At 43.8% G+C, this 21,153-nt stretch carries 23 protein-coding genes and 2 riboswitches; of the genes, 8 read left to right on the top strand and 15 right to left on the bottom strand.

The genetic code is table 11. The features are described 5' to 3' along the window. Positions 1-34 precede the first annotated feature (34 nt). From panE to HT574_RS00465, 4 genes are all read right to left on the bottom strand, one after another. On the bottom strand, positions 35-949 hold the full coding sequence (gene panE, locus HT574_RS00485; protein WP_175243075.1) for a 2-dehydropantoate 2-reductase: 915 nt from the start codon (positions 947-949) through the stop codon (positions 35-37). Between the two features lie 222 nt (positions 950-1,171). Next, the gene (locus HT574_RS00480; RefSeq protein WP_254698538.1) at positions 1,172-1,771 is read right to left on the bottom strand and encodes an IS200/IS605 family accessory protein TnpB-related protein; all 600 of its coding nucleotides are present in this window, start codon (positions 1,769-1,771) and stop codon (positions 1,172-1,174) included. Between the two features lie 574 nt (positions 1,772-2,345). Next, positions 2,346-2,549, bottom strand: a complete 204-nt coding sequence (locus tag HT574_RS00470) for a YbdD/YjiX family protein (RefSeq protein ID WP_017435755.1) — start codon at positions 2,547-2,549, stop codon at positions 2,346-2,348. Then, entirely contained in the window at positions 2,542-4,620 is a 2,079-nt protein-coding gene (locus HT574_RS00465; protein WP_175243074.1) for a carbon starvation CstA family protein, read from the bottom strand. The genes HT574_RS00470 and HT574_RS00465 overlap by 8 nt, the downstream gene beginning before the upstream one ends. A gap of 320 nt (positions 4,621-4,940) precedes the next feature. Between HT574_RS00465 and HT574_RS00460 the strand changes: the two genes are divergently transcribed. From HT574_RS00460 to HT574_RS00450, 3 genes are all read left to right on the top strand, one after another. Continuing rightward, a complete protein-coding gene (locus HT574_RS00460; protein WP_175243073.1) occupies positions 4,941-5,402 on the top strand; it encodes a DUF5683 domain-containing protein in 462 nt (153 codons plus the stop codon). A 143-nt stretch (positions 5,403-5,545) separates the two neighbouring features. Continuing rightward, positions 5,546-5,743: riboswitch (cobalamin riboswitch) on the top strand. Between the two features lie 128 nt (positions 5,744-5,871). After that, positions 5,872-8,157 carry a ribonucleoside-diphosphate reductase subunit alpha gene (locus HT574_RS00455; protein WP_175243072.1) on the top strand — a complete coding sequence of 762 codons (2,286 nt, stop codon included), beginning with the start codon at positions 5,872-5,874 and terminating at the stop codon, positions 8,155-8,157. A 12-nt stretch (positions 8,158-8,169) separates the two neighbouring features. Further along, positions 8,170-9,210, top strand: coding sequence for a ribonucleotide-diphosphate reductase subunit beta (locus tag HT574_RS00450; protein WP_017435751.1), 1,041 nt, complete (start codon positions 8,170-8,172; stop codon positions 9,208-9,210). A 14-nt stretch (positions 9,211-9,224) separates the two neighbouring features. On the opposite strand, the gene HT574_RS00445 is transcribed toward HT574_RS00450, so the two are convergent. Next, positions 9,225-9,899, bottom strand: coding sequence for a TerC family protein (locus HT574_RS00445; protein WP_175243071.1), 675 nt, complete (start codon positions 9,897-9,899; stop codon positions 9,225-9,227). A gap of 14 nt (positions 9,900-9,913) precedes the next feature. After that, the gene (locus tag HT574_RS00440; RefSeq protein ID WP_017435749.1) at positions 9,914-10,186 is read right to left on the bottom strand and encodes a YkvA family protein; all 273 of its coding nucleotides are present in this window, start codon (positions 10,184-10,186) and stop codon (positions 9,914-9,916) included. A gap of 463 nt (positions 10,187-10,649) precedes the next feature. Here HT574_RS00440 and HT574_RS00435 point away from each other — a divergent pair, with 463 nt between their 5' ends. The 4 genes from HT574_RS00435 to HT574_RS00420 all read left to right on the top strand — a co-directional run bounded on the left by HT574_RS00435 (position 10,650) and on the right by HT574_RS00420 (position 14,071). After that, the gene (locus tag HT574_RS00435; RefSeq protein ID WP_175243070.1) at positions 10,650-11,540 is read left to right on the top strand and encodes a DMT family transporter; all 891 of its coding nucleotides are present in this window, start codon (positions 10,650-10,652) and stop codon (positions 11,538-11,540) included. Between the two features lie 12 nt (positions 11,541-11,552). Then, on the top strand, positions 11,553-11,861 hold the full coding sequence (locus tag HT574_RS00430; RefSeq protein ID WP_175243069.1) for an antibiotic biosynthesis monooxygenase family protein: 309 nt from the start codon (positions 11,553-11,555) through the stop codon (positions 11,859-11,861). Between the two features lie 114 nt (positions 11,862-11,975). Continuing rightward, complete coding sequence (locus HT574_RS00425) at positions 11,976-12,536, top strand: RNA polymerase sigma factor (RefSeq protein WP_175243068.1); 561 nt, start codon at positions 11,976-11,978, stop codon at positions 12,534-12,536. Further along, positions 12,533-14,071 (top strand): DUF4179 domain-containing protein, encoded by a 1,539-nt coding sequence (locus HT574_RS00420; protein WP_175243067.1) that lies wholly within the window; start codon positions 12,533-12,535, stop codon positions 14,069-14,071. Before HT574_RS00425 ends, HT574_RS00420 begins: the two co-directional genes overlap by 4 nt. 30 nt (positions 14,072-14,101) lie before the next feature. On the opposite strand, the gene sugE is transcribed toward HT574_RS00420, so the two are convergent. Beyond that, a complete protein-coding gene (sugE, locus tag HT574_RS00415; protein ID WP_017435744.1) occupies positions 14,102-14,422 on the bottom strand; it encodes a quaternary ammonium compound efflux SMR transporter SugE in 321 nt (106 codons plus the stop codon). Positions 14,423-14,478: 56 nt separating this feature from the next. Beyond that, positions 14,479-14,581: riboswitch (guanidine-I (ykkC/yxkD leader) on the bottom strand. Between the two features lie 170 nt (positions 14,582-14,751). Between sugE and HT574_RS00410 the strand changes: the two genes are divergently transcribed. After that, positions 14,752-15,231 (top strand): DUF6141 family protein, encoded by a 480-nt coding sequence (locus HT574_RS00410; protein WP_017436654.1) that lies wholly within the window; start codon positions 14,752-14,754, stop codon positions 15,229-15,231. Positions 15,232-15,508: 277 nt separating this feature from the next. Here the strand turns inward: HT574_RS00410 and HT574_RS19680 are convergent, their stop codons facing one another. From HT574_RS19680 to HT574_RS00370, 8 genes are all read right to left on the bottom strand, one after another. Further along, on the bottom strand, positions 15,509-16,285 hold the full coding sequence (locus HT574_RS19680; RefSeq protein ID WP_375154084.1) for a VOC family protein: 777 nt from the start codon (positions 16,283-16,285) through the stop codon (positions 15,509-15,511). Between the two features lie 12 nt (positions 16,286-16,297). Further along, complete coding sequence (locus tag HT574_RS00400) at positions 16,298-16,660, bottom strand: VOC family protein (protein ID WP_175243066.1); 363 nt, start codon at positions 16,658-16,660, stop codon at positions 16,298-16,300. Positions 16,661-16,767: 107 nt separating this feature from the next. Further along, positions 16,768-16,872 (bottom strand): AraC family transcriptional regulator, encoded by a 105-nt coding sequence (locus HT574_RS20380; RefSeq protein WP_175243065.1) that lies wholly within the window; start codon positions 16,870-16,872, stop codon positions 16,768-16,770. Between the two features lie 22 nt (positions 16,873-16,894). Beyond that, positions 16,895-17,371, bottom strand: a complete 477-nt coding sequence (gene ybaK / locus HT574_RS00390; RefSeq protein WP_081160269.1) for a Cys-tRNA(Pro) deacylase — start codon at positions 17,369-17,371, stop codon at positions 16,895-16,897. A 366-nt stretch (positions 17,372-17,737) separates the two neighbouring features. Continuing rightward, a complete protein-coding gene (locus HT574_RS00385; RefSeq protein ID WP_175243740.1) occupies positions 17,738-18,691 on the bottom strand; it encodes an LLM class oxidoreductase in 954 nt (317 codons plus the stop codon). A 278-nt stretch (positions 18,692-18,969) separates the two neighbouring features. Beyond that, positions 18,970-19,272, bottom strand: coding sequence for an ArsR/SmtB family transcription factor (locus HT574_RS00380; protein ID WP_081160274.1), 303 nt, complete (start codon positions 19,270-19,272; stop codon positions 18,970-18,972). Between the two features lie 294 nt (positions 19,273-19,566). Beyond that, positions 19,567-20,607, bottom strand: a complete 1,041-nt coding sequence (locus tag HT574_RS00375; protein WP_175243064.1) for a zinc-dependent alcohol dehydrogenase family protein — start codon at positions 20,605-20,607, stop codon at positions 19,567-19,569. 196 nt (positions 20,608-20,803) lie between these two features. After that, positions 20,804-21,094 carry a hypothetical protein gene (locus HT574_RS00370; protein WP_175243063.1) on the bottom strand — a complete coding sequence of 97 codons (291 nt, stop codon included), beginning with the start codon at positions 21,092-21,094 and terminating at the stop codon, positions 20,804-20,806. Positions 21,095-21,153 lie beyond the last annotated feature (59 nt).

Below are 21,153 nucleotides of genomic sequence, written 5' to 3'. Positions count from 1 at the left end.
CCGCTCTCATCCCCATAGCTGAAGCTAAGGGTTTTCACGCTCGCTTTTTATAGATTTCTAGATTATGGTAAACAACTTTTAACAGCGGCGTTTCGATTTCGTATTGTTTAGCCAATGAAAGCAAGTAGCCTTGCAAATGGTCGGCTTCAATCAGCTGCCCTTTTTCCATATCGCGCTGCATCGATGATTTCATTGCCGCTTCAATTTTATTTAACTGGGCCAATTGCTGATCGACCATTTCTTCCGTCAATGGAGCGCCATGCGCCTGCATGACGGCCGCAATCTCTCTCAGCAAACCATCCACAATTTCTTGTCCGTATTCTCCCGACCGAATCGGGCCGATCGGCGCGCGAAACAGCGTCGTCACTCCAGACATCGTTGCAATAAATAAATATTTATTCCACATATCTATTTCAATGTGCTCGCTTAAACGGAAACGGGCTTTGCAGCCGGAAAATAATTGTTCCAACGCAAGAACGCGTTCCGTCCGCTCCCCGGACCATTCACCAAAGCGGACATCATGGGAAACGCTCGTTTGTACGATTTCTCCATGTTCATTCAATGTTGTTTCAATAAAGCAAAGCCCGCCGAGCACATTGTCTTTGCCAAATTCCTTCCAAAGCATATCCATATGCGCCATGCCGTTTAACAGCGGCAAAATCATCGTTGCTTCGCCTACATACGGCTTCGCGTCGCGGATTGCTTCCGGCAGATGATATGCTTTGTTGGAAAAAATGACGACATCAAACGGCTCGGCCTGCTCTCCTGTCACAAGCAGCTTCGGAGACAGCACCGCATCGCCGTGAACGCTATGAATCACCAGTCCCCTCTCCTGCAGCTGTTTTTTCCTCCGCTCGCGGACAAGAAATGTCACATCGACTCCTTTTTCCAACAATCTTCCGCCAAAATAACCGCCGACTGCGCCGGCGCCGACGACAAGAACACGCATCTATGTATTCCTGGTTACTAAAATCTATAAAAATCGACTCCTCGCGATAGAACCAGCAAAACTGCTTGCCGCTCAGGAAACACCTGAGCTCCATCAGGAAGGGAAATCCCCTGTCATTCACCTATTGTGAAAGGCACCCCGTGGCTCGCCGTCAGCGACGGAGCCTGTCGTGCACCATTCCTTCCATTGGTCCGTACACGACAACGATTTTAGCAACCAGGGTTACACCTCCTTCAGTTGAATTTGGTACTGGTTCAGCCAACAACATTTGTGCAATACATTCCATAATGACCATTCATGTTCCTCTTTGAAATTCTCGATTGTGCGTAACATCATCGCAATATATTGGCGTTGTTTCGTTCCGCTTTTTGATTGCTTGTAGGATTCTTCCATCGGCCCTAACGCGTCAATCAAATGGCGTTTCACTTTCGTTTTTATGGTGTCCATGAGTTCTTTTGGCAATCGTTCCTGATACCCTAATCTCCGTCTGCCAAGCACCAAAGCGGCGCTTTCATGGACGGATAACCCATACTTTTTCCTATACTTGAAATGTCCGATGACGCTCGTGTACGCCGGATTTACTTTTTTGACGCGAAACCCAAGCCTTAAGCCCCGACGAAGGATCATTTCCGTCAGTTTTTTCTTGTTGAAATGATGGGTCAAGCGATGGAATCGTTTGTTTGTATCGTGCCGCTGTCTTAGTTGGATGTTTTCGATGACCACTGACCCGACATTTTCTTGCATCAGCCAGTCATACACGTCTCGTACGGTTTCTCCAACGATGTTGTTTCGTTTATTCGTCCGCACATCCTCTAGTCGCATTGGAAGCAGTTCACGTTGGGAAGAAATCAGTGATTGAGCAAGCAGGACCGCATCTTCGGCAAACCGTTTGTTGAGCCGAAATTGGCGCGGAAGGTGCTTAATGATGTCTTTGGCGTTTCATCCATCCAGTAAACGATTGAACGCGTATCGCTTCGCGGAACCAAAGACGCGCATCAGCTCATCTAATAAACGAAGTTGTGGTTCATCATAGGAAACGATTTCATCCCTCGAACCATTTTCATCCCCTTGCCTTCCCCCTTGTTTGGATCCTTAAGAACATATATTCGGCAACTCTTCTTCTTTTTCCTTTTTTATATGAGGAAGGGGGAGATGATTTTTTATCTTAGCCAGGAGACGATGGAAAAGATGGAAAACATTCACCTCTTTACGTCCAATAACAGAAAATATTTACATGATTTCATACATTTTTATAGATATTTAACAAACTGCTTATACTTCCTTGCAAAAATAATTAAGAAACAGCCACGATGTTCATTTCCGCACGACTGCCGAACATAACGTTACAAATGGGAAAAGGGGAACGTGCTCTTCCCCTTTTTCCCTTCTTATCAGCTTAGCAGCAGCGCGAAACTTTGCCACCCTTCCCGTTATAGCGCGCTTCCTGCACTTCGCAGAAAAACTCTTTTCTTGATTTGATCGGCTCTCCCGGATGGTGCGTTTTCATATGCTCGACATATTTTTCATAATTTGGAACGCCGACAAGCAAATCAAGAAATTGTTTGCGGTAGGACAGAATGGTATGAAGCCACTTACGCATAATGTTTAACCTCATTTCCTCCCTCTCTTGGAATATAAGGTGCTTCTTTCAACGGCACGTGTTTGTTTTGCAATACTTTGATCCACATATTTACTGCCGAAATCAACATGGCAATCACCACAAGCATGAAAATCGCGCAAAGCGTTGCATCAATGTAGTCATTCATAATGATTTGCCGCATTTGTGCTTCATTGGCCGCAGGAGCCAAGATCTCTCCTGCGTTTAATTTATCTTTAAACATATTCGCATGGGCGAGAAAGCCGATTTTCGCATCGCTATGGAACAGCTTTTGATATCCTGCGGTGAGCGTGACAACTAAAAGCCAAGTAGTCGGGATCAGCGTCACCCAAACGTACGCTTTTTTGCCCATTTTGAACAGCACGGTCGTGCCTAATAGCAACGCAATCCCTGCCAGCATTTGGTTGGCAATGCCGAATAGCGGCCACAACGTATTAATGCCGCCAAGCGGATCGACCACACCTTGGTATAGGAAATATCCCCAAGCAAGAACGCACAGCGTCGTCGCGATAATATTGGAAACTAGCGAATCGGTTTTGCCAAGCGGTTTGTAGAAAGTGCCCATAATATCCTGAATCATAAAGCGGCCAACGCGTGTACCCGCGTCGATCGTCGTTAAAATAAAGAGCGCTTCAAACAAAATCGCGAAATGGTACCAGAACGCCATTAACGTTTTGCCGCCGATTACCTTCGAGAGAATAACCGCCATTCCAATCGCCAGTGTCGGCGCACCGCCAGTCCGCGATAAAATCGTCTGCTCGCCGACATTTTTCGCAAGCTCTGACAGCATGTCAGGCGTCACGGTAAATCCCCATGATGACACGACCTTCGCTGCTTGCACTACATCTTGGCCAATGACAGCAGCCGGGCTGTTGATGGCAAAATACGCTCCCGGAGTCAGCACGCAGGCTGCCACCATCGCCATGACAGCAACGAATGATTCCATCAACATCGCGCCATAGCCGATTGGGCGGGCATGGCTCTCAAATTCAATCATTTTTGGCGTCGTACCGGACGAAACAAGGGCATGGAATCCCGACACGGCACCGCAGGCGATCGTAATAAACAGGAACGGGAATAAATCTCCGGCGAACACAGGACCAGTACCGTCGATAAATTTCGTTAACGCCGGCATTTGCAAATCTGGCGCCACAACCAAAATGCCTAAAGCAAGTCCGACAATCGTACCGATTTTTAAGAACGTGCTTAAATAGTCACGCGGCGCAAGCAATAACCATACCGGCAATGCTGATGCAACAAATCCGTAAATGATCATTAAAATCGCGATCGTTTCGCCTTTTAATGTAAAAATTTTCGCGAGCGTCGGATGTTCTGCTACATACTGTCCGGCAACTAGCGAGAAAAGAAGCAGAACAAATCCGATTAAAGAAGCTTCCGCCACGCGTCCTGGACGAATAAAGCGCATGTAAATTCCCATCAAAATCGCAATCGGAATCGTCGCAGCGATGGTGAACATGCCCCACGGGCTTCCTACAAGAGCTTTCACCACCACCAATGCCAAAACAGCCAATAAAATAATCATGATTCCTAAAATACCAAGCGCAGCAATGAAGCCTGTCACAGGACCGATTTCTTCTTTCACCATTTCGCCAAGCGATTTACCATTGCGGCGCATCGAAGCGAATAAAATAACAAAGTCTTGCACGGCTCCGCCTAACACAACACCGATCACAATCCAAAGCGTTCCCGGCAGATATCCCATTTGCGCCGCCAAAATCGGTCCAACAAGCGGGCCGGCGCCGGCGATCGCCGCAAAGTGATGGCCGAACAACACCCATTTGTTTGTCGGCACATAATCTTTTCCGTCGTTAAACACCTCGGCAGGCGTTTTGCGATTGTCATCAAGCCCAAATACTTTGCGGGCGATAAACTTGCTGTAAAAACGGTAGGCCACCGCATACGTACATACAGCAGCAACAATCAGCCAAGTCGCATTAACCGTTTCGCCACGGCTTAATGCGAGGATCGCAAATCCTACTGCTCCAAGTACGGAAATAAGACCCCAAAGCAAAACGGATTTAAGCCCCTTCACATTTTTTCCCCCTTTGTTATTCAATTATTATTCAATAAAATTCATTACATTAATATTATATTAATTATTCTGAAAAATTTAAAGAAAATATTTTTGGATTATGTTAACCAATAATACGATTTACAAGCATTTTATTCCATAAAACTATTTATTTACAAAAAAGAAACATTCCATTTAATTGTTGTAAAAAAGCATAAAATATCGCTTATTGTTAAATAATGTAATTGCAGTAAATATAAAGGAGGTGCAATTCCCTTTTCATCGCAATAACAGGCAATACAATCTTAAAGCCACTTATTTTTAGTAAAGGGTTAGAAAACGTGAAGGCAATAGAACAGTTATTGTGGAGCATTGCACTACCTGGATTTGGGCAAATTTTAAATAGAAAATATTTTAAAGGTGCTTTATTTATCTTCCTGGAGTTTGTTATTAATACTCAATCACGGTTTAACGAGGCCATTCGGTTAAGTTTTTTAGGAAATACTCATGAGGCCAGCCACATCATTGACTTTGAGTGGCTCATGTTTTATCCATGTTTATATTTTTACGCGATGTGGGACGCGTTCAAAGATGCTGGCGGAGGAAAAACTCCTTATTCGTTTCTGCCGTTTGTATTTTCCGCCTATTTCGTTACCATCGGTCTGATGTATTCCTCGCACGTTACATTTTTGGGCATATTTTTCGGTCCTATTTGGCTGCCGATGCTGTTTGCCATTCCTGGGATATGTATCGGACGGCTGCTTCAAATTTTATTGCTAAAATTCCATACTCCACGCCAATGAGAAATGCTTGGACAACGAAACAGCATTTCTCATTTTTCCTTTCTGTCGTAAAATCACAGTTGAATTTTCCAGCGTTTTATTATATGCTTATACCAACAACAAATACTATATATTGTGTTTTTTACTAATCAAACAACTATATATAGTAAAACCACAAGCAATGGTGTCCGTTCGGACTTAATAGGGAATCTGGTGAGAATCCAGAACTGTCCCCGCAACTGTATGTGCGGACGAAATGGAGCATCCACTGTATGCGAAAGCTCGCTTGGGCGCGCATATGGGAAGGATCCAAAGTAGGAAGAAGCACGAGTCAGGAGACCTGCCTTGCTTGGTTGCGTTTCATGTTCTCCGGGGAGCGGGAAGATGAAACGATGGTGGAAAAGGGATTCCCCTGCCCTTTTTATGCTGTCGTTTCATCCGCTCGTTGACCCGAGTGGATTTTTTTATGGACGATAAGGAGGAGAAAACGATGGCGTTGCAAACAAGCAATACGATGATTACGAAAGAAAATGGACAAGCGGAGCCATTTTCCCGCGAGAAACTCATTTCCTTTATCCGCCGCATGACAAGCGATTTTCCACACTTACGGACAGACGACTATACCGAACGCATCATCCGCTTAATCGAACATAAAAAGGTCATGTCTGTCGAGCAGCTCTTTCATTATCTCATACTAGAGGGACTTTCCTATATTAGCGAAACGGAACCGGAATGGACATTTGTCTGCGCCCGCATTTATTTAGAACAATTATACAAAGAAGCAGCAAAGCAGCGCGGATACGATGAAACGCAACGCTACGGCAGCCTTTATGATTTAATTGCTACACTTGTCGCAAAGGGAGTGTATCATCGTTTCCTTTTGGAAGATTATACAAAAGAAGAAATCACGGAACTCGCCAAACTTATCGATCCGGAAAAAGACAAGCTGTTTACCTATATCGGCTTGCGCACACTTGCCGATCGCTACCTTGCCCGCGACTACGAACGCAACTTATATGAGCTTCCGCAAGAGCGGTTTCTTATCATCGCAATGACGCTAATGGCCAAAGAGCCAAAACAGCGCCGTCTTGCCCTTATCCAAGAAGCGTACTGGGCGTTAAGCAACTTGTACATGACCGCTGCCACACCGACTTTGGCAAACGCCGGCAAACGCTGTGGACAACTGTCAAGCTGCTTTGTCGATACGGTTGATGACAGCCTACAAAGCATTTACGACAGCAATACCGATATCGCCAACCTTTCGAAATCGGGCGGGGGAATCGGCGTCTATCTTGGCAAAATCAGAAGCCGCGGCAGCGACATCAAGGGCTTTAAAGGCGTTTCCTCCGGCGTGATTCCATGGATGAAGCAGCTCAATAACACCGCCGTCAGCGTCGATCAATTAGGGCAGCGCAAAGGCGCGATTTCCGTTTACTTAGACGTGTGGCATAAAGATATTTTCGCCTTTTTGGACGCGAAATTAAATAACGGCGACGAACGGATGAGAACGCACGATTTATTTACGGGCGTCTGCATTCCTGATTTGTTTATGGAGCAAGTGGAAAAGCGCGGCGATTGGTATTTGTTTGACCCGCATGAAGTGCGGAAAGTGATGGGATTTAGCCTGGAGGACTTTTATGATGAAGAAAAAGGGCGCGGCAGCTTCCGCGAAAAATACTGGCAATGTGTTCAAGAGGCGCGACTTTCTAAAGAAAAAGTACCGGCGATTGAAATCATGAAAAGCATTATGCGCAGCCAACTAGAGTCAGGGACACCGTTTATGTTTTACCGTGATGAAGTGAACCGGAAAAACCCGAACGCGCATCTTGGCATGATTTACTGCAGCAACCTTTGTACGGAAATCGCGCAAAACCAAAGCCCAACCGTCGTAGAAAAGCAATATACAAAGGACGGAAAGGTTATCATTGAAAAAATCCCGGGCGATTTTGTCGTCTGCAATTTGTCGTCCATCAATCTTGCCCGCGCCGTCACCGACGATGTGCTCGAGCGGCTCATTCCAATTCAAATGCGCATGCTTGACAACGTCATTGACTTAAACAACATTCCTGTCCTGCAAGCGCAGCTTACCAATCAAAAATACCGCGCCGTCGGGCTTGGCACGTTCGGCTGGCACCATTTGCTTGCGTTAAAAGGCGTTCGCTGGGAATCGGATGAAGCAGTTGAATATGCGGACAAGCTGTACGAAAAAATTGCTTACTTAGCCATCAAAGCGAGCATGGAGCTTGCGAAAGAAAAAGGAAGCTATCCGGCGTTTCCAGGGTCTGAATGGCAGACGGGCGCCTATTTTGACAAACGAGGCTACCGTCGCAACGATAATGTCGACTGGGACACGCTGAAAAAACAAGTCGCCAAACACGGCATGCGCAACGGTTACGTCCTGGCGGTTGCGCCAAACGCCTCGACATCGATTATCGCCGGCAGCACCGCAAGCATTGATCCGATCTTTTCAAAAGTGTACGCCGAAGAAAAGAAAGATTACAAAATCCCGGTCACTGCACCTGATTTAAATGAAAAAACAACATGGTACTATAAATCGGCGTACCATATCGATCAGCATTGGAGCATCAAGCAGAACGCAGCTCGCCAACGCCATATCGACCAGGCGATTTCGTTCAACTTTTACGTCATGAACACGATTAAAGCAAAAGAACTGTTAGACCTTCATCTCACCGCCTGGAAGTCAGGACTAAAAACAACCTATTACATCCGTTCTACTTCCAGTACGATCACTGAATGCGAATCATGCGCAAGTTAAGGGGGACAAAACATGGCACATGCATTAACGAAAAGAGTCATCATGGACCCGGAAGCACCCAACCGCTCGACACGCATCATTAACGGTAAATGCTCAAACGTCCTGAACTGGGACGATGTCGCCTACCCGTGGGCGTACGCTAAATATAAACGGATGCTGGCCAACTTTTGGACGCCATTTGAAATCAATATGTCGCAAGATGTCAAGCAATTTCCATTGCTAACAGAGCGCGAGCAAGACGCGTTTTTGAAAATTATCGGCCTGCTCGCCCTGCTTGACAGCATTCAAACCGATTACGCCGGCAGGGTCGCTGATTATATTACCGATTCGAGCATTAACGCGCTCATGATCATGCTTGCCCAGCAGGAAGTCATTCATAACCATTCGTATTCTTACGTGCTTTCAAGCCTTGTGCCGAAACAAAAACAGGACGAAGTGTTTGAATTTTGGCGGAATGAGCCGATTTTGCGCAAGCGAAACGATTTTGTCACGAACGGCTACAAAGCGTTTGCCGAAAATCCGAACGTCGAAAACTTATTAAAATCGATTGTCTATGACGTGATTTTAGAAGGATTGTTTTTCTACTCCGGGTTTGCTTTCTTTTACAATTTGGCGCGCAATCAAAAAATGGTCGCGACAAGCACGATGATTAATTATATCAATCGGGACGAACATATCCATGTCGATCTGTTCGCGAAAATTTTTAAAGAAGTACTGAATGAATACCAAGAATACAATACTCCTCAGCTCGCTGAATTCGTGCGGGAAACGTTCGTTAAAGCGGCCGAGCTGGAAATCGAATGGGCCAATTACATTATCGGCAACGATATCGATGGCATTGATATGTACGATTTAAGCGCCTACATTAAATTTTATGCCAACGTCCGCGCCCATCAGCTTGGCTTTGACCGTCCGTTTGACGGCTATCGAACCAATCCATTGCGCTGGATTAAAGCGTATGAAGAAGTCGACCTTGGCAAATCCGATTTCTTTGAACAAAAATCACGGCAATATACAAAAGTGAATATCGATAACGGATTTGATGAGTTATAGGCAAAAGCCGCCAATCACCCGTTGGCGGCTTTTGTTTCTAATTTGTTTTCACTTTTCTTCTTTTTCAACGTGCCAGCGGCAATAACCCCAGCGATGACAAGAATTTCAAATCCGTATTTGACAACCGGATTGGCAAAGTACTGATCTAAAAACGGCTCATCTACAATCATTTTCGCCGCAGTCCAAGCCAATACCCCTGCCCCGATTGTAATAATGACCGGAAAACGCTCGATCCATTTTAAAATGATCGTGCTTCCCCATACCATAATCGGTACGGAAATCATCAATCCAAGTATGACTAGTAAGAAGCTGTCATGTGCTGCTCCAGCCACTGCCAACACGTTATCCAATCCCATTAACGCATCGGCGATAATAATCGTGCGGATCGCTTCCCATAAGCTTCCTCCCGCTTCGACATCATGTCCTTTTTCCTCAACAAGCAGCTTATAGGCGATCCAAACAAGCAAGATACCGCCAATTAACAGCAATCCAGGAACTTTTAATAGCCATACGACAAATAAAGTCGCAAGCGCGCGGATCACCACCGCACCTACTGTCCCCCAAATAACCGCCTTTTTTTGCTGGTGCTTTGGCAAATTACGCGCCGCCAAGCCAATGACGATCGCATTGTCGCCCGCCAATACAAGATCAATAATAACAATCGATAAAAGCGCTGTTAAAAATTCCACTTACCATTCCTCCTTTACACGCCGTATTTATTTTTTAAATGGGAAGGAGCCATTTTGATGATTTGCTGAAGGATAAATAATAACACCGTTATATCATCGATAATGCCAAACAAGCCAAGCCAGTCGGGAATGAGATCAAACGGAAACGCGACATAAGCGAGCAGCAAGAAAACAGAGAACGCTTTTTTTCGCATCGGCACTTCGCGGGATCGGAAAAATTCAAGCAAAAATGGAGCGAAGCGGCGGATTTTCACAATGAAACGAAGCCGTTTCCACCATTTTCTCATATGATCCCTCCTACTATAACTTTTCTCCGCCTTTGTATTGTATCCAAATCCTCATTACAATAGCCTTACGCGCCGAAAGTGTGGCATTGCTATCGGCTTCCATCCTCCCTTCTTTTTCATTAAAAATAAAAGACCTTTACCGATTTGGTAAAGGCCTTTCATAAAAAACAGACCTTTACCAATATTGGTAAAGGTCTCGCTAACAACGTTGCCGTTGCCAACAAAGCCGAGGGTGTTGCCCTGAACTGACGACTTTGTTGTTAAAGCTACTCCCCTTTAACAAAGAAAACATGTATTTACCTTCAATTTAATGATATTCAATCCTTATCTATATTGTCAACCAAAAACTGCTCTCTTATAAATAAATATCATGAGTAATGATCACCATTGTCAATCCATATTTTCTGTGTCAATATAAAAAATATGATATAATTCAGAAAAAATTCATTGGGGAGAGACAAATATGAATACCAAAGAAATTGCTGCTCTTTTTCTGCTTGCGGCTTTATGGGGAGCCTCTTTTTTATTTATGCGCATCTCCTCCCCTGCCATCGGCCCTGCGCTTACGATCGAGCTGCGCGTGCTTATTGCCGGCATTGTGCTGTTATTGTATGTATGGATGTTCAAAAAAAGCGTAGAGCTGAAAGCTTATTGGAAGCAATATCTCATCGTCGGGGCGCTGAATGCGGCAATTCCGTTTACACTGATCGCCGCTGCCACCCTGCATCTGCCTGCTTCCGTAGCGGCCATTTTGAACTCAACCACCCCGTTGTTTACCGCGTTAGCTTCGCGATGGTTTCTTCATGAGCCGCTTTATGCAAAAAAATGGATCGGCATCGGCTTCGGCATTGTCGGCGTGTTTGCGCTAGTCGGCTGGAGCCCTGTTCCGTTGTCGACGCAAACCGTTTTTTCCGCGTTACTGTCGATTTTGGCCGCGTTCTCATACGGATGCGGCGGTGTGTATGCTAAAAAAGCGTTTACGGGAGTTTCTTCCTTATCCTTGTCGATTGGACAGCAACTAGGCGCCGCTATTGTGCTCATTCCATTGGTGGCCTTCGATATTCCAACGAAACCAGTATCGCCGCTCGTCGTGTATTCGATATTGGGGCTGGCCGTTTTTTGCACGGCGATTGCTTACTTATTTTATTTTTACTTGCTAGCAAACGTCGGGCCAACCAAAACGTTAAGCGTCACCTTTCTTGTACCTGTTTTCGGCGTCGTCTGGGGGATGATTTTCCTTCACGAAAAAATCTCGATTGGCATGATCGGCGGATTAGCCATTATTTTAACAAGTATTTTCCTCTTGTCAGATGTCAAAATCACCATGAAGCGACAAGAGTACATAAAAGGATAAGGGGGAAAAACGATGGAAAAGCCATATTACGCGGTGATTTTTACCTCGGAGCGAACCGAAGGAGACCACGGATATGAAGCAGCGGCGAAGCAAATGGTGGAACTGGCCTCCCAACAGCCTGGCTTTCTTGGCGTCGACAGCGTCCGCGACGAAAACGGCATCGGAATCACCATTTCGTACTGGGACTCTCTCGAAGCGATTCAGCAATGGAAGGAGCACGCGGCACACCAAATCGCGCAAGAAAAAGGAAAGCAGCAATGGTACAGACGCTATTCCATCCGGGTGTGCAAAGTGGAACGGGAATATGATTTTGAAAAGTAACCCAGACTGCTGCATTTCGTCAGCAGTCTTTTTTCAATGTGCAACAAAAAATTAAACCGTTTTTCCTCTTCTTTCGCCTTATATGCAGATAAACTCAAAAGAAAGGATGATCGTATGCATGATGAACAACATCTTTTGCTTCAATGCAGGCAAGGAAACAAAGACGCCTTTTATCTGCTTGTTTCCCCATATCTAGCGAGAGCGTACCGGCTCGCTTTTACGATTCTTCGCTCGCACTATGATGCCGAAGACGTGGTGCAAAATAGTTTACTCGAAGTTTATCATGCCATCAACGAAAATAAAGAAATCCGCCATTTCGCTCCATGGTTTTATCGCCTTGTCACACATCGTGCCATTGATTTGGCGCGCAAAATCGGAAAAGAAAGGCAATATGCCGAAATCAGCGATGTGCTTCCGTTTTTATCGAATTCTCATCGCTTGCCCATTGACGAAGTGATCAATAAAGAAGAGAAGCAGGAACTTTTGGCGCATATTCTTAAGCTCGACATTAAGTACCGCGTTATTCTTGTGCTTTATTACTATCAAAACATGAAAATTAGCGAGATTGCCGAACTTCTCCAAATCAAAGAAGGCACGGTGAAATCGCGGCTGTTCCAAGCGCGGAATTTGCTTTATCAATATTTCCAAAAAGAACGGAAGGAGGAGCTTCGATGAATTCCCACGATGATTTGGTAAAACAAAAGATAGAAAGCTCGATCGATCATATTCCCGTTCCGGAAAGTATTTTTGCTTTTGCCAAAGAACTTCCTTCCCAAGTGGAAAAGCAACAAAATCCAAAACTCCTACGTCAGACGAAATGGCGAAAATGGCTAGCGGTTGCTGCCGCTTCCGTCGTCATCGGGATTTCAACGGGAGCTTATATTTCTCCGACATTCGCCGCCTATATTAAATCCTTTTTCATCCGCCCTGAACTGGATAAAGGCTTGCAAACCGCCGCAAAAGAAGGATTCTCGCAACAAACAAAAGCCGCTGTCACCGATCACGGTATTACGTTTAGAATCAAAGAAGTAATGGCGGATACGAATCGTCTTATCTTTACGTATAGCCTTAAAGACAAAAACGGGAAATTGATTGACCCAACTATTCTTTTTGAAAAAAATCAATTGGGACCAGAACGAACAATGTATTTTGTGAAGGGCCTAGACGCATTTTACATTACAAACGAGAAAGGGGAGATCGTATCCACCAATACGACATATAAAACAAAAACGGGGAGAATGGTTTCCCAATCTATTGATCGAGTATTCCCTCACGGTCATTACGCCGATATTATGTTCGAGTTAAACGATAAAGCCCGCGAGGCAAAGCAGCTTTTTATTCATATCGATATCCATCAAATCGGTACGGTCGAAGGAGAATGGAAACTTAAAATTCCAGTTAATATGAACAAAAGCATGATGGCTACAAAAACCATCCCGATCGATAAAACGTATGTAACAAAAGACGGATTGCAAGTCACCATAAAAAATCTCGTCCATTCTCCTACATTAACAAGCATTGAGTTAGAAACGTCTTGGACAGAGAAAGGAAAAGAACGGCTAAAAAGCCACCCAGAATACTGGCTTGGTGGCCAAATGTTTTATCAGCCGCTATTTGATATTGTCGATAGCAATGGAAATATTGTCGCAACAACTTTATCAAGAGGGAACATCGAAACGTCCAAAAGTACGGTATTTGTTTATAAAAAAGAACTTCCTTCCCGACATCCAGATGTCGTCCGCTGGTGCTATTCGTTCCTCCCGTTTTCATCAAAAGGAACATATACATTTGTATTTCGCGGGATCGAAAGAACGGAATTCCCAAATCAATTTCTGACATTCTCTGTGGACGAATTGGAAAAACAACCTGTTTCCCTTCGCTATAAAGGAAATACGCTTACGTTTCATCAGTTAAGATTAGATAAGAAAAAACAAGCAGGCATATTAGAGGTAGAAGAAAACACTTATTTACTTATGGATTTCAAAGTAAGCGACGAAAAACAGCACGTTTACACAATAAACAAAAAAGACTTTTCAGAGACACCGATCATTCGCTATGACGAAAACACCATGATGTACAACATAAAAAGAAATACGATGCTAGAAGGAATGAATAAAACGCCGAAACAATTGACAGTAACGTTAACAACGGTAATTGTATCTTATCTAAATGAGAATTGGCATGTTTCACTTCCTGCCAGCAATGAATGATAAAAAAGCAGGGTGCCCCCCCTGCTTTTTTTACTGCCCTGACGTGAACTTCAACCCGATGATCCCGACAAGAATAAATAATAAAAAGACCATTCTCGGCGCATTGACCGGCTCGTTTAAAAACAACATGCCGATAATGACCGCCCCCATCGCCCCGATTCCCGTCCATACGGCATAGGCGGTTCCGATTGGCAGCGTTTTTGTCGCCATCGACAAAAAATAAAAGCTGGCAAGCGCACCGAAAACCGTAATGATGGACGGCACAAGCCGTGTAAATCCCATCGTATATTTTAACGCGACCGCCCATACCACTTCGAAAATGCCGGCAATGACTAAGTATACCCAGGCCATGTTCGTCACTCCTTTGTTGCAAAATAAAAAAGCCGCGAAGAAATATCGAAACGATATCCTCCCGGGCTTTTGTCCCTCCGTGTACGCGGAAATGCCGCGCGTTTTCTCTCGGTCGCAGACTGGCCGCCGTGCAGCCACGGAACCCTAGAAAACTTTTATTCTAATTATACAGTTTTTATTGTAGCATACCAAGCGTATTGATTAACGAATAAAAACTAGTTATCATCGATCCGCCAATTGATATCGGGTTTAGTTAGGCAAATACAAGGAGTTTTCTTTATGTCCAGAGAATACAATAATAGAGAAAAGGAAGGGAGAAAACAGCGTATATGCGAGAAGTACAGCGTCCACCTTGGTATGCGAACGTGTTTGTCCTTATTGCCGCCGCTGTTATGTGGTATGGATTTATTCAACAAATCATATTTGGGATCCCATTTGGCGCAAAGCCGGCAAGCGATACGGAAATGTGGGGCTTGTTTCTGTTGTTCGGCATTTGTTTTCCCCTCTTCTTTCTGTCGCTGAAACTAGTCATAAAAACGGAAAAAGAAGGGCTTGTCATTCGTTTTTTCCCATTTCGCTCCCGTGTTATTCCATATCAACAAATAAAAAACGTTCAAGTCCAGCCTTATCATCCTATGTCTTACGGCGGCTGGGGAATTCGCTGGAGCTTGAAAAAAGGCCGTGCTTACACGATGAAAGGAAAGAAGGGAATATGGATCGAGCTGACGGATGGAGACGGTTTGTACCTTGGCTCGCAAAAGCCGGAAGAACTTGTGAAATATATACAAAGAGAGTGTTTGCACCGCTAACAGGTACACACTCTCTTTTGTATATCATCCAACCTGCCTTCATAGAAAAAGCGCATAAAACTATATAAATGCAACTTGATATTTGGTTCTTTGCACTTTTTATCAAGAAATTTTTCCAACTGTCGGAGGCAAGTCGATGACTTGCCTTCGTCACGCATAAACGTGACAGATGACCGAACAACACCGTAGCGGACAAATAACATTTGTCCGCATAACGGGTTGTTGTTCGGTCACCTACAGTCGAAAAAATGGATCACAAGAAGTAGAATTTTCAAATTTACTTAATATATTGCTGAATGATCAGCTCGATTTCGTTGCCAAACGGATCGCTCGTCAATATGCTATTTTCGTTTCGTCGCACCGATGCACCGATATGTTGCAGCCGTTTTGCTACCTTCTGCCGTTCTGTTTCATATGGAAGCACAATGGAAAATACACGTAGTCCCACGGCATTCACTGGCGGTTTTGGCGCCCCGACTCCGGCCCATGTGTTCAGTCCGATATGGTGATGATAGCCGCCCGCGGATACGAACAAAGCGTGCATTCCCATGCGGATCGTCGGTTCAAAGCCTAGCCCTTGCGCATAAAAATCATAAGCTTCATCTATGTGGGCGACGTGGAGGTGGATATGGCCAATCCGTGTTTGCTTTGGAAGCCCCGACAACGCTTCCGTGCCTGCTTGCGCAAGCAAATCCTCTATATCCAGCGGCTCCGTTACCGCTTTATATTCTCCATTTGGCGTCTTCTCCCACTTTTCCATCGGCCGATCGGCGTATATTTCAATGCCGTTTCCGTCCGGATCAGCTAAATAGACCGCCTCGCTGAACAAGTGATCGGATGCTCCCTGCAGCGGATAACCGGTCTGTAATAAATGGAGTAGCGACTGGGCGAGGCTCTTTCTGTCAGGAACTAAAATCGCGAAATGATAAAGTCCCGTTGTCCGTGGCGGCTTCGGCACTGCATCCGCTTTTTCCTCGAGCACCGCTAACGGGGTAACCCCATCCACGGTTAATACCGCTTCGTTTTGATTTTGCTTTAATAGACGAAAGCCAATGATTTCTGTTCTCTAGCCTTTTAGAATAAATTCATTTCCATCGATGTCTTTAAATTGTACAAATGTGCCCCATTGCATTTTTTGCGGCTCTCCTAAAAATTCCATACCTTTCGCTTTCATCGTTTCATATGTACTTAGCACATCATCGCACTCAAACACAATAGACGGCTTTCTTTCATTCCAATCTTTCATCATTGATTTTGGATAAATGGCCAATGCTGTTTGCGCCCCTTTTGGAGCTACTTCCAGCCAAAAGGCATTCGGCCCCATTGGATGCTCAGCAACCACTTCAAACCCTGCTTTTTCTGTCCAAAACTCTTTCGCTTTTTGCTGATCTTCTACATAAACAGCAACAGTCGCAATTCGTTTGATCATTAAGTTTCCTCCCTTTATAAATATGCTTCAGCTTGTCCATTTCGAATATATCATATTGTTGGCTTACTCATCTTGTAAAAAACGACATCATTTTTATATGATTTCCCTCATAGCAAGCATGCTATTTTGAACTTAATCGGTGTTATTCCGAGATACTTTCGAAAGCCTTTTGACAAATGCGAGTAATCGTTGTAACCATAATGAAATGCCAAATTCAGAACTACTTGTTTATCTTTATTTTACCACTTCTTGAAATGTCGCTTCGGTTACGTTTTGTAAATCTCTCACGCTAAGTTCAATTAGCACGCCGATTTTGCCGCCGCTGACGATGATCTGCTCGAGTTGAGAAGCACTCGAATCGATAAAAGTCGGATAAGATTTGACCATACCTATCGGTGAACACCCACCACGAATATAGCCCGTCAACTTTTGGATCTCTTTCATCGGCGCCAATGCGACATTTTTCTCTCCTGTTATTTTCGCGGCTTTTTTTAAATCCAGTTCCGATTCTACGGGGATGACAAACACATAAATATTTCCGCTGTTTCCCTGTGTTACTAATGTTTTATATACCAATTGAGGGTCTTTTCCAATTTTTTGGGCAACAGATATGCCGTCAATTCTTCCATCCTGACTGTCGTAGGTCATTACATTGTAAGGAATCACTTTTTGATCAAGAACACGCATGGCGTTGGTTTTTTCTTTCGCCAATTTTCTTCCCTCCAGTTCGTTTCAACAGTAAAATGCCGGATGATGTTTGCCGTTGCCTTTATGTCCTGTACCATCTTCACCTTTCTTCCTAATCGAACTACTGCAATCCCTGAATGCTTGCTGCTATTCTCCCGTGTAATCTTTAGGTTGCCATAAAATTTTAAGAAGCTTTATTCGTCAAATTCAGACCAGTGCATTAACGAACAATGGCCATCACAGAAAACAATCCAAGGACCGGCGATTCCGATCTCAAAGTTCGTTAGAACGGAATAGCCTGAGTCCTTCATAACGAACCAAGTGTGCGTTGACGATTTCAATACGTTCGTGCGCCGAATCCTTCTTCTCCAACATGTTTCATTCACTAAATCACTTTTTCCCGGTTAATGCCGGAAAGTGCGGAACAACTTCTTCCCCTAATTCTTCAATCACTTCTTCAACAGGGCGATGGCCATATTTTAAGTTGATAATCACGTGATTAACACCAATACTTTTAAGACTTTCAAGGAATTCAATGAGTATGTTGCGCCCGGCTCGGAACCCTAGATGAATAGGGATTGGCGGATGATTTGGGTCCTCCGTCAAATCTACATATAAAGATTGAGTGAACGGTTTAAACTGATCGGTATGAGAACGCCAATTTTTAATCAGCTCCGCTTGGAATCTCAAGTTTCGAGGATAATACATCCAACCATCACCGTTTTCGGCAATCCATTCTATGGACTGAGAGCTGTGACCGGTTACCAGCACCGGAATGTCCGACAAGCGCGGTTTTGGCAGAAGGTCCCCGCTCGACATATGAACTCGTGGCGTTTGGATTACCGGAAAATTCTCCTTCCACGCTTTTTTCATTACCAACACGGCTTCTTGAAACAGGGCACTGCGCTGTTCAGAATCAACGGAAAACGCTGGAAACTCTATCGGACGATCCCCGGTCGCCACCCCGAGAATCAAACGTTCACCAGATAGTCTGTCAATCGAAGCCGCTGCTTTGGCAACATGCAAAGGATGACGCAAGGTAAGAATAATACTTGCAGTTCCCAAAGCAATCTTTTCTGTATGGGCGGCTATATATCCTAAATAGACCCAAGGATCATAAATTTGACCCACATCACCAAAATAAGGATCATGTAACGGAACATCCCTGACAAACAACGCAGCAAAATTGAGTTCTTCTGCTCTTTTTGCCAGTTTTATTTGCTTTTCCACGTCCATCTCTGGAATGCTGCCTTCGTATGATTCTATAGGAAAGAACAATCCAAGAGTGAGATGATTTTCCTTAAACATGCGCGAATATCCTTTGTGCTTTTCAAATCGGTTCATCATCGTTCCTCCACTCTGCATTTCTTTTTTACAGCTCTTCCTATCTTTGGAATGCTGCCCTTGTATGATTCCATCAGAAAAAACAGTCGAGAGTCATATGCATAAATGTTATGTTTACCAAACTTGTTCTTCCTCATTCTTGTTTAATCTTTAATCTGTTTTTATAAATATCTAGAATTATAGATATAGAACACAAAAATAAAAGTGAAATCTATATTTATAAATATCCAAAACTATAGAGAAATAAAAAAGGGATTCAGGCCAAAAATCGATTTGGTCTATAAATCTCTAGATAACAATTCGAGCAATTTTTTGATGTTCTCCTCATTTCTTTTATAATAAGTCCATTGCCCGACTCGCTTCGCTTTTATCAATCCGGCATTTTGCAGCATGGATAGGTAAAGGGACACTGTAGACTGTGACAATCCAACTTTTTTATGGATGTCGCTCACGCAAACTCCATCTTCGTGTATATCGCCATGCTGCGGTTTTGGAAAGTGGATTTCAGGATTTTTTAGCCACTGTACGATCTGCAGCCTTGTTTCATTGGACAAGGCTTTAAACACTTCTAAAAGTTCCATTGCTACCTCCAAATTCGCCCATGAATCGTATTCTTATATTAAAATATTACTGTACTTAAATCAACCAACATCAATTCAAACCGATTCCTTAATTAGAATAAAAATGCACAACAAAACCAGCCAGTCAAAGGAGTTCATTTATGAACAGATTAACACATCGCCAAGAAATCTACAATATCTACCCTGGTGATAACAGGCGCTAAGTCGAGCAATTAGAAAAAAAACCCGTATCATTGTATAATATGATACAGGTTCTAATGATCAAGAATTGATTTTTTGGAATATAAAGAAAACCTAGTCGTTAGAAATAATGACCTTTAATGCCCTTTCTTTCGCCGCATTTCCAAATATTTCATAAGCTTTCATAATATCGGAAAAGGCAAAGCGATGTGTAATTAATTGTTCCGGTTTCAATTTTTTCGACTGCACCGTTTTTAATAGCATTGGTGTAGAAGTCGTATTGACAAGACCGGTTGTTAGCGTAATGTTACGTATCCATAATTTTTCAATATGAAACTCGACACTTTTTCCATGAACACCTACATTGGCTATATGGCCGCCTTCTTTTATAATTTCTTGGCAAATATCAAATGTTGGTCGAATTCCGACGGCTTCTATCGCGACGTCTACACCTTTTCCGTCGGTTAATTCCATAATCTTTTCAACCGCCTTGCCGTCACCACTATTCACCACTTGGGTGGCACCAAATTTTTTGGCAACTTCTAGACGGTTATCGTCTAAGTCAACCATAATGATCTCTGCAGGGGAATAAAACTGAGCGGTTAATAGCGCTGCCATACCTACGGGACCAGCTCCGATAATGGCAACTGTTTGCCCAGGCTGAACTTTACCGTTTAACACGCCAATTTCAAACCCTGTCGGAAGAATGTCGCTAAGCATGACGAGAGCCTCTTCATCCATACCTTCCGGAATTGGATAAAGGCTATTGTCCGCGTGCGGAATTCTTACATACTCTGCTTGGGTTCCATCAATTAAGTGTCCTAAGATCCAACCTCCATCTTCACAATGGGCATACAACCCTTTTTTGCAATTTTCGCATTTTCCGCAGGAGGTAATGCAGGAAATCAACACTCTATCGCCTTTTTTGAAATTTTTTACGGCTGAGCCGACTTCTTCAATAATCCCTACACCTTCATGGCCTAAAATGCGGCCTTCTTCTACGGTTGGGACATCTCCTTTAAGAATATGCAAATCCGTTCCGCAAATCGTTGTTTTTGTGATCTTAACGATTGCATCTGTTTCTTTTTCAATTTTCGGTTTTGGCCTGTCCATTACCTCTTTTTTTCCTGGTCCTAGGTATGTAAGGGCTTTCATTTTAGTACCTCCTTGAATAATAAATGATTAAATGTTTCTAATTTTTATTTTATAAAAAAATCAATTGATATTCAATAAAAATATTTTGCCAAAGTTTTGTCAATATTACATCGATTGATATCTCCTCCAAATGAAAAAAAACAAACTTTTTCCGCCAACATTTTACTCATGGATAGGCAAGGAAATCCTCACCTATTCACACTGGGTCATTGTCCGCGTTACTGTAAGATTCAATTGCTTGATCGAGCGCCCGATACGCTTCGGCAAAAGCGTTCGTTGCCGACTCATCGCCCGCATTGGCAAGCTGTGCTTGCGCGTTTTTCGCGTGGGTGACAGCGCGAATGACATCTTCAATCATTTGTTGTTTATCACCTGCCGTCGCCTTTAACTGCTCAAGTTCGCGGAGACATTGATCCAAATCATAGGCGCCCGGTTGGTTAAACGATTGTTCCAGCTTTTCTTTGACACGTTGCAATACTTCTTTCATCCATGCCCACCTTCCTGATTATTTTTATCATCAGTTAGTGTGGGCAGTTTTGAAACAAA

This window comes from Parageobacillus sp. VR-IP (assembly GCF_013357975.1).
Lineage (GTDB): Bacteria > Bacillota > Bacilli > Bacillales > Anoxybacillaceae > Saccharococcus > Saccharococcus caldoxylosilyticus.
This window is presented reverse-complemented; position numbering and strand designations above follow the sequence as displayed.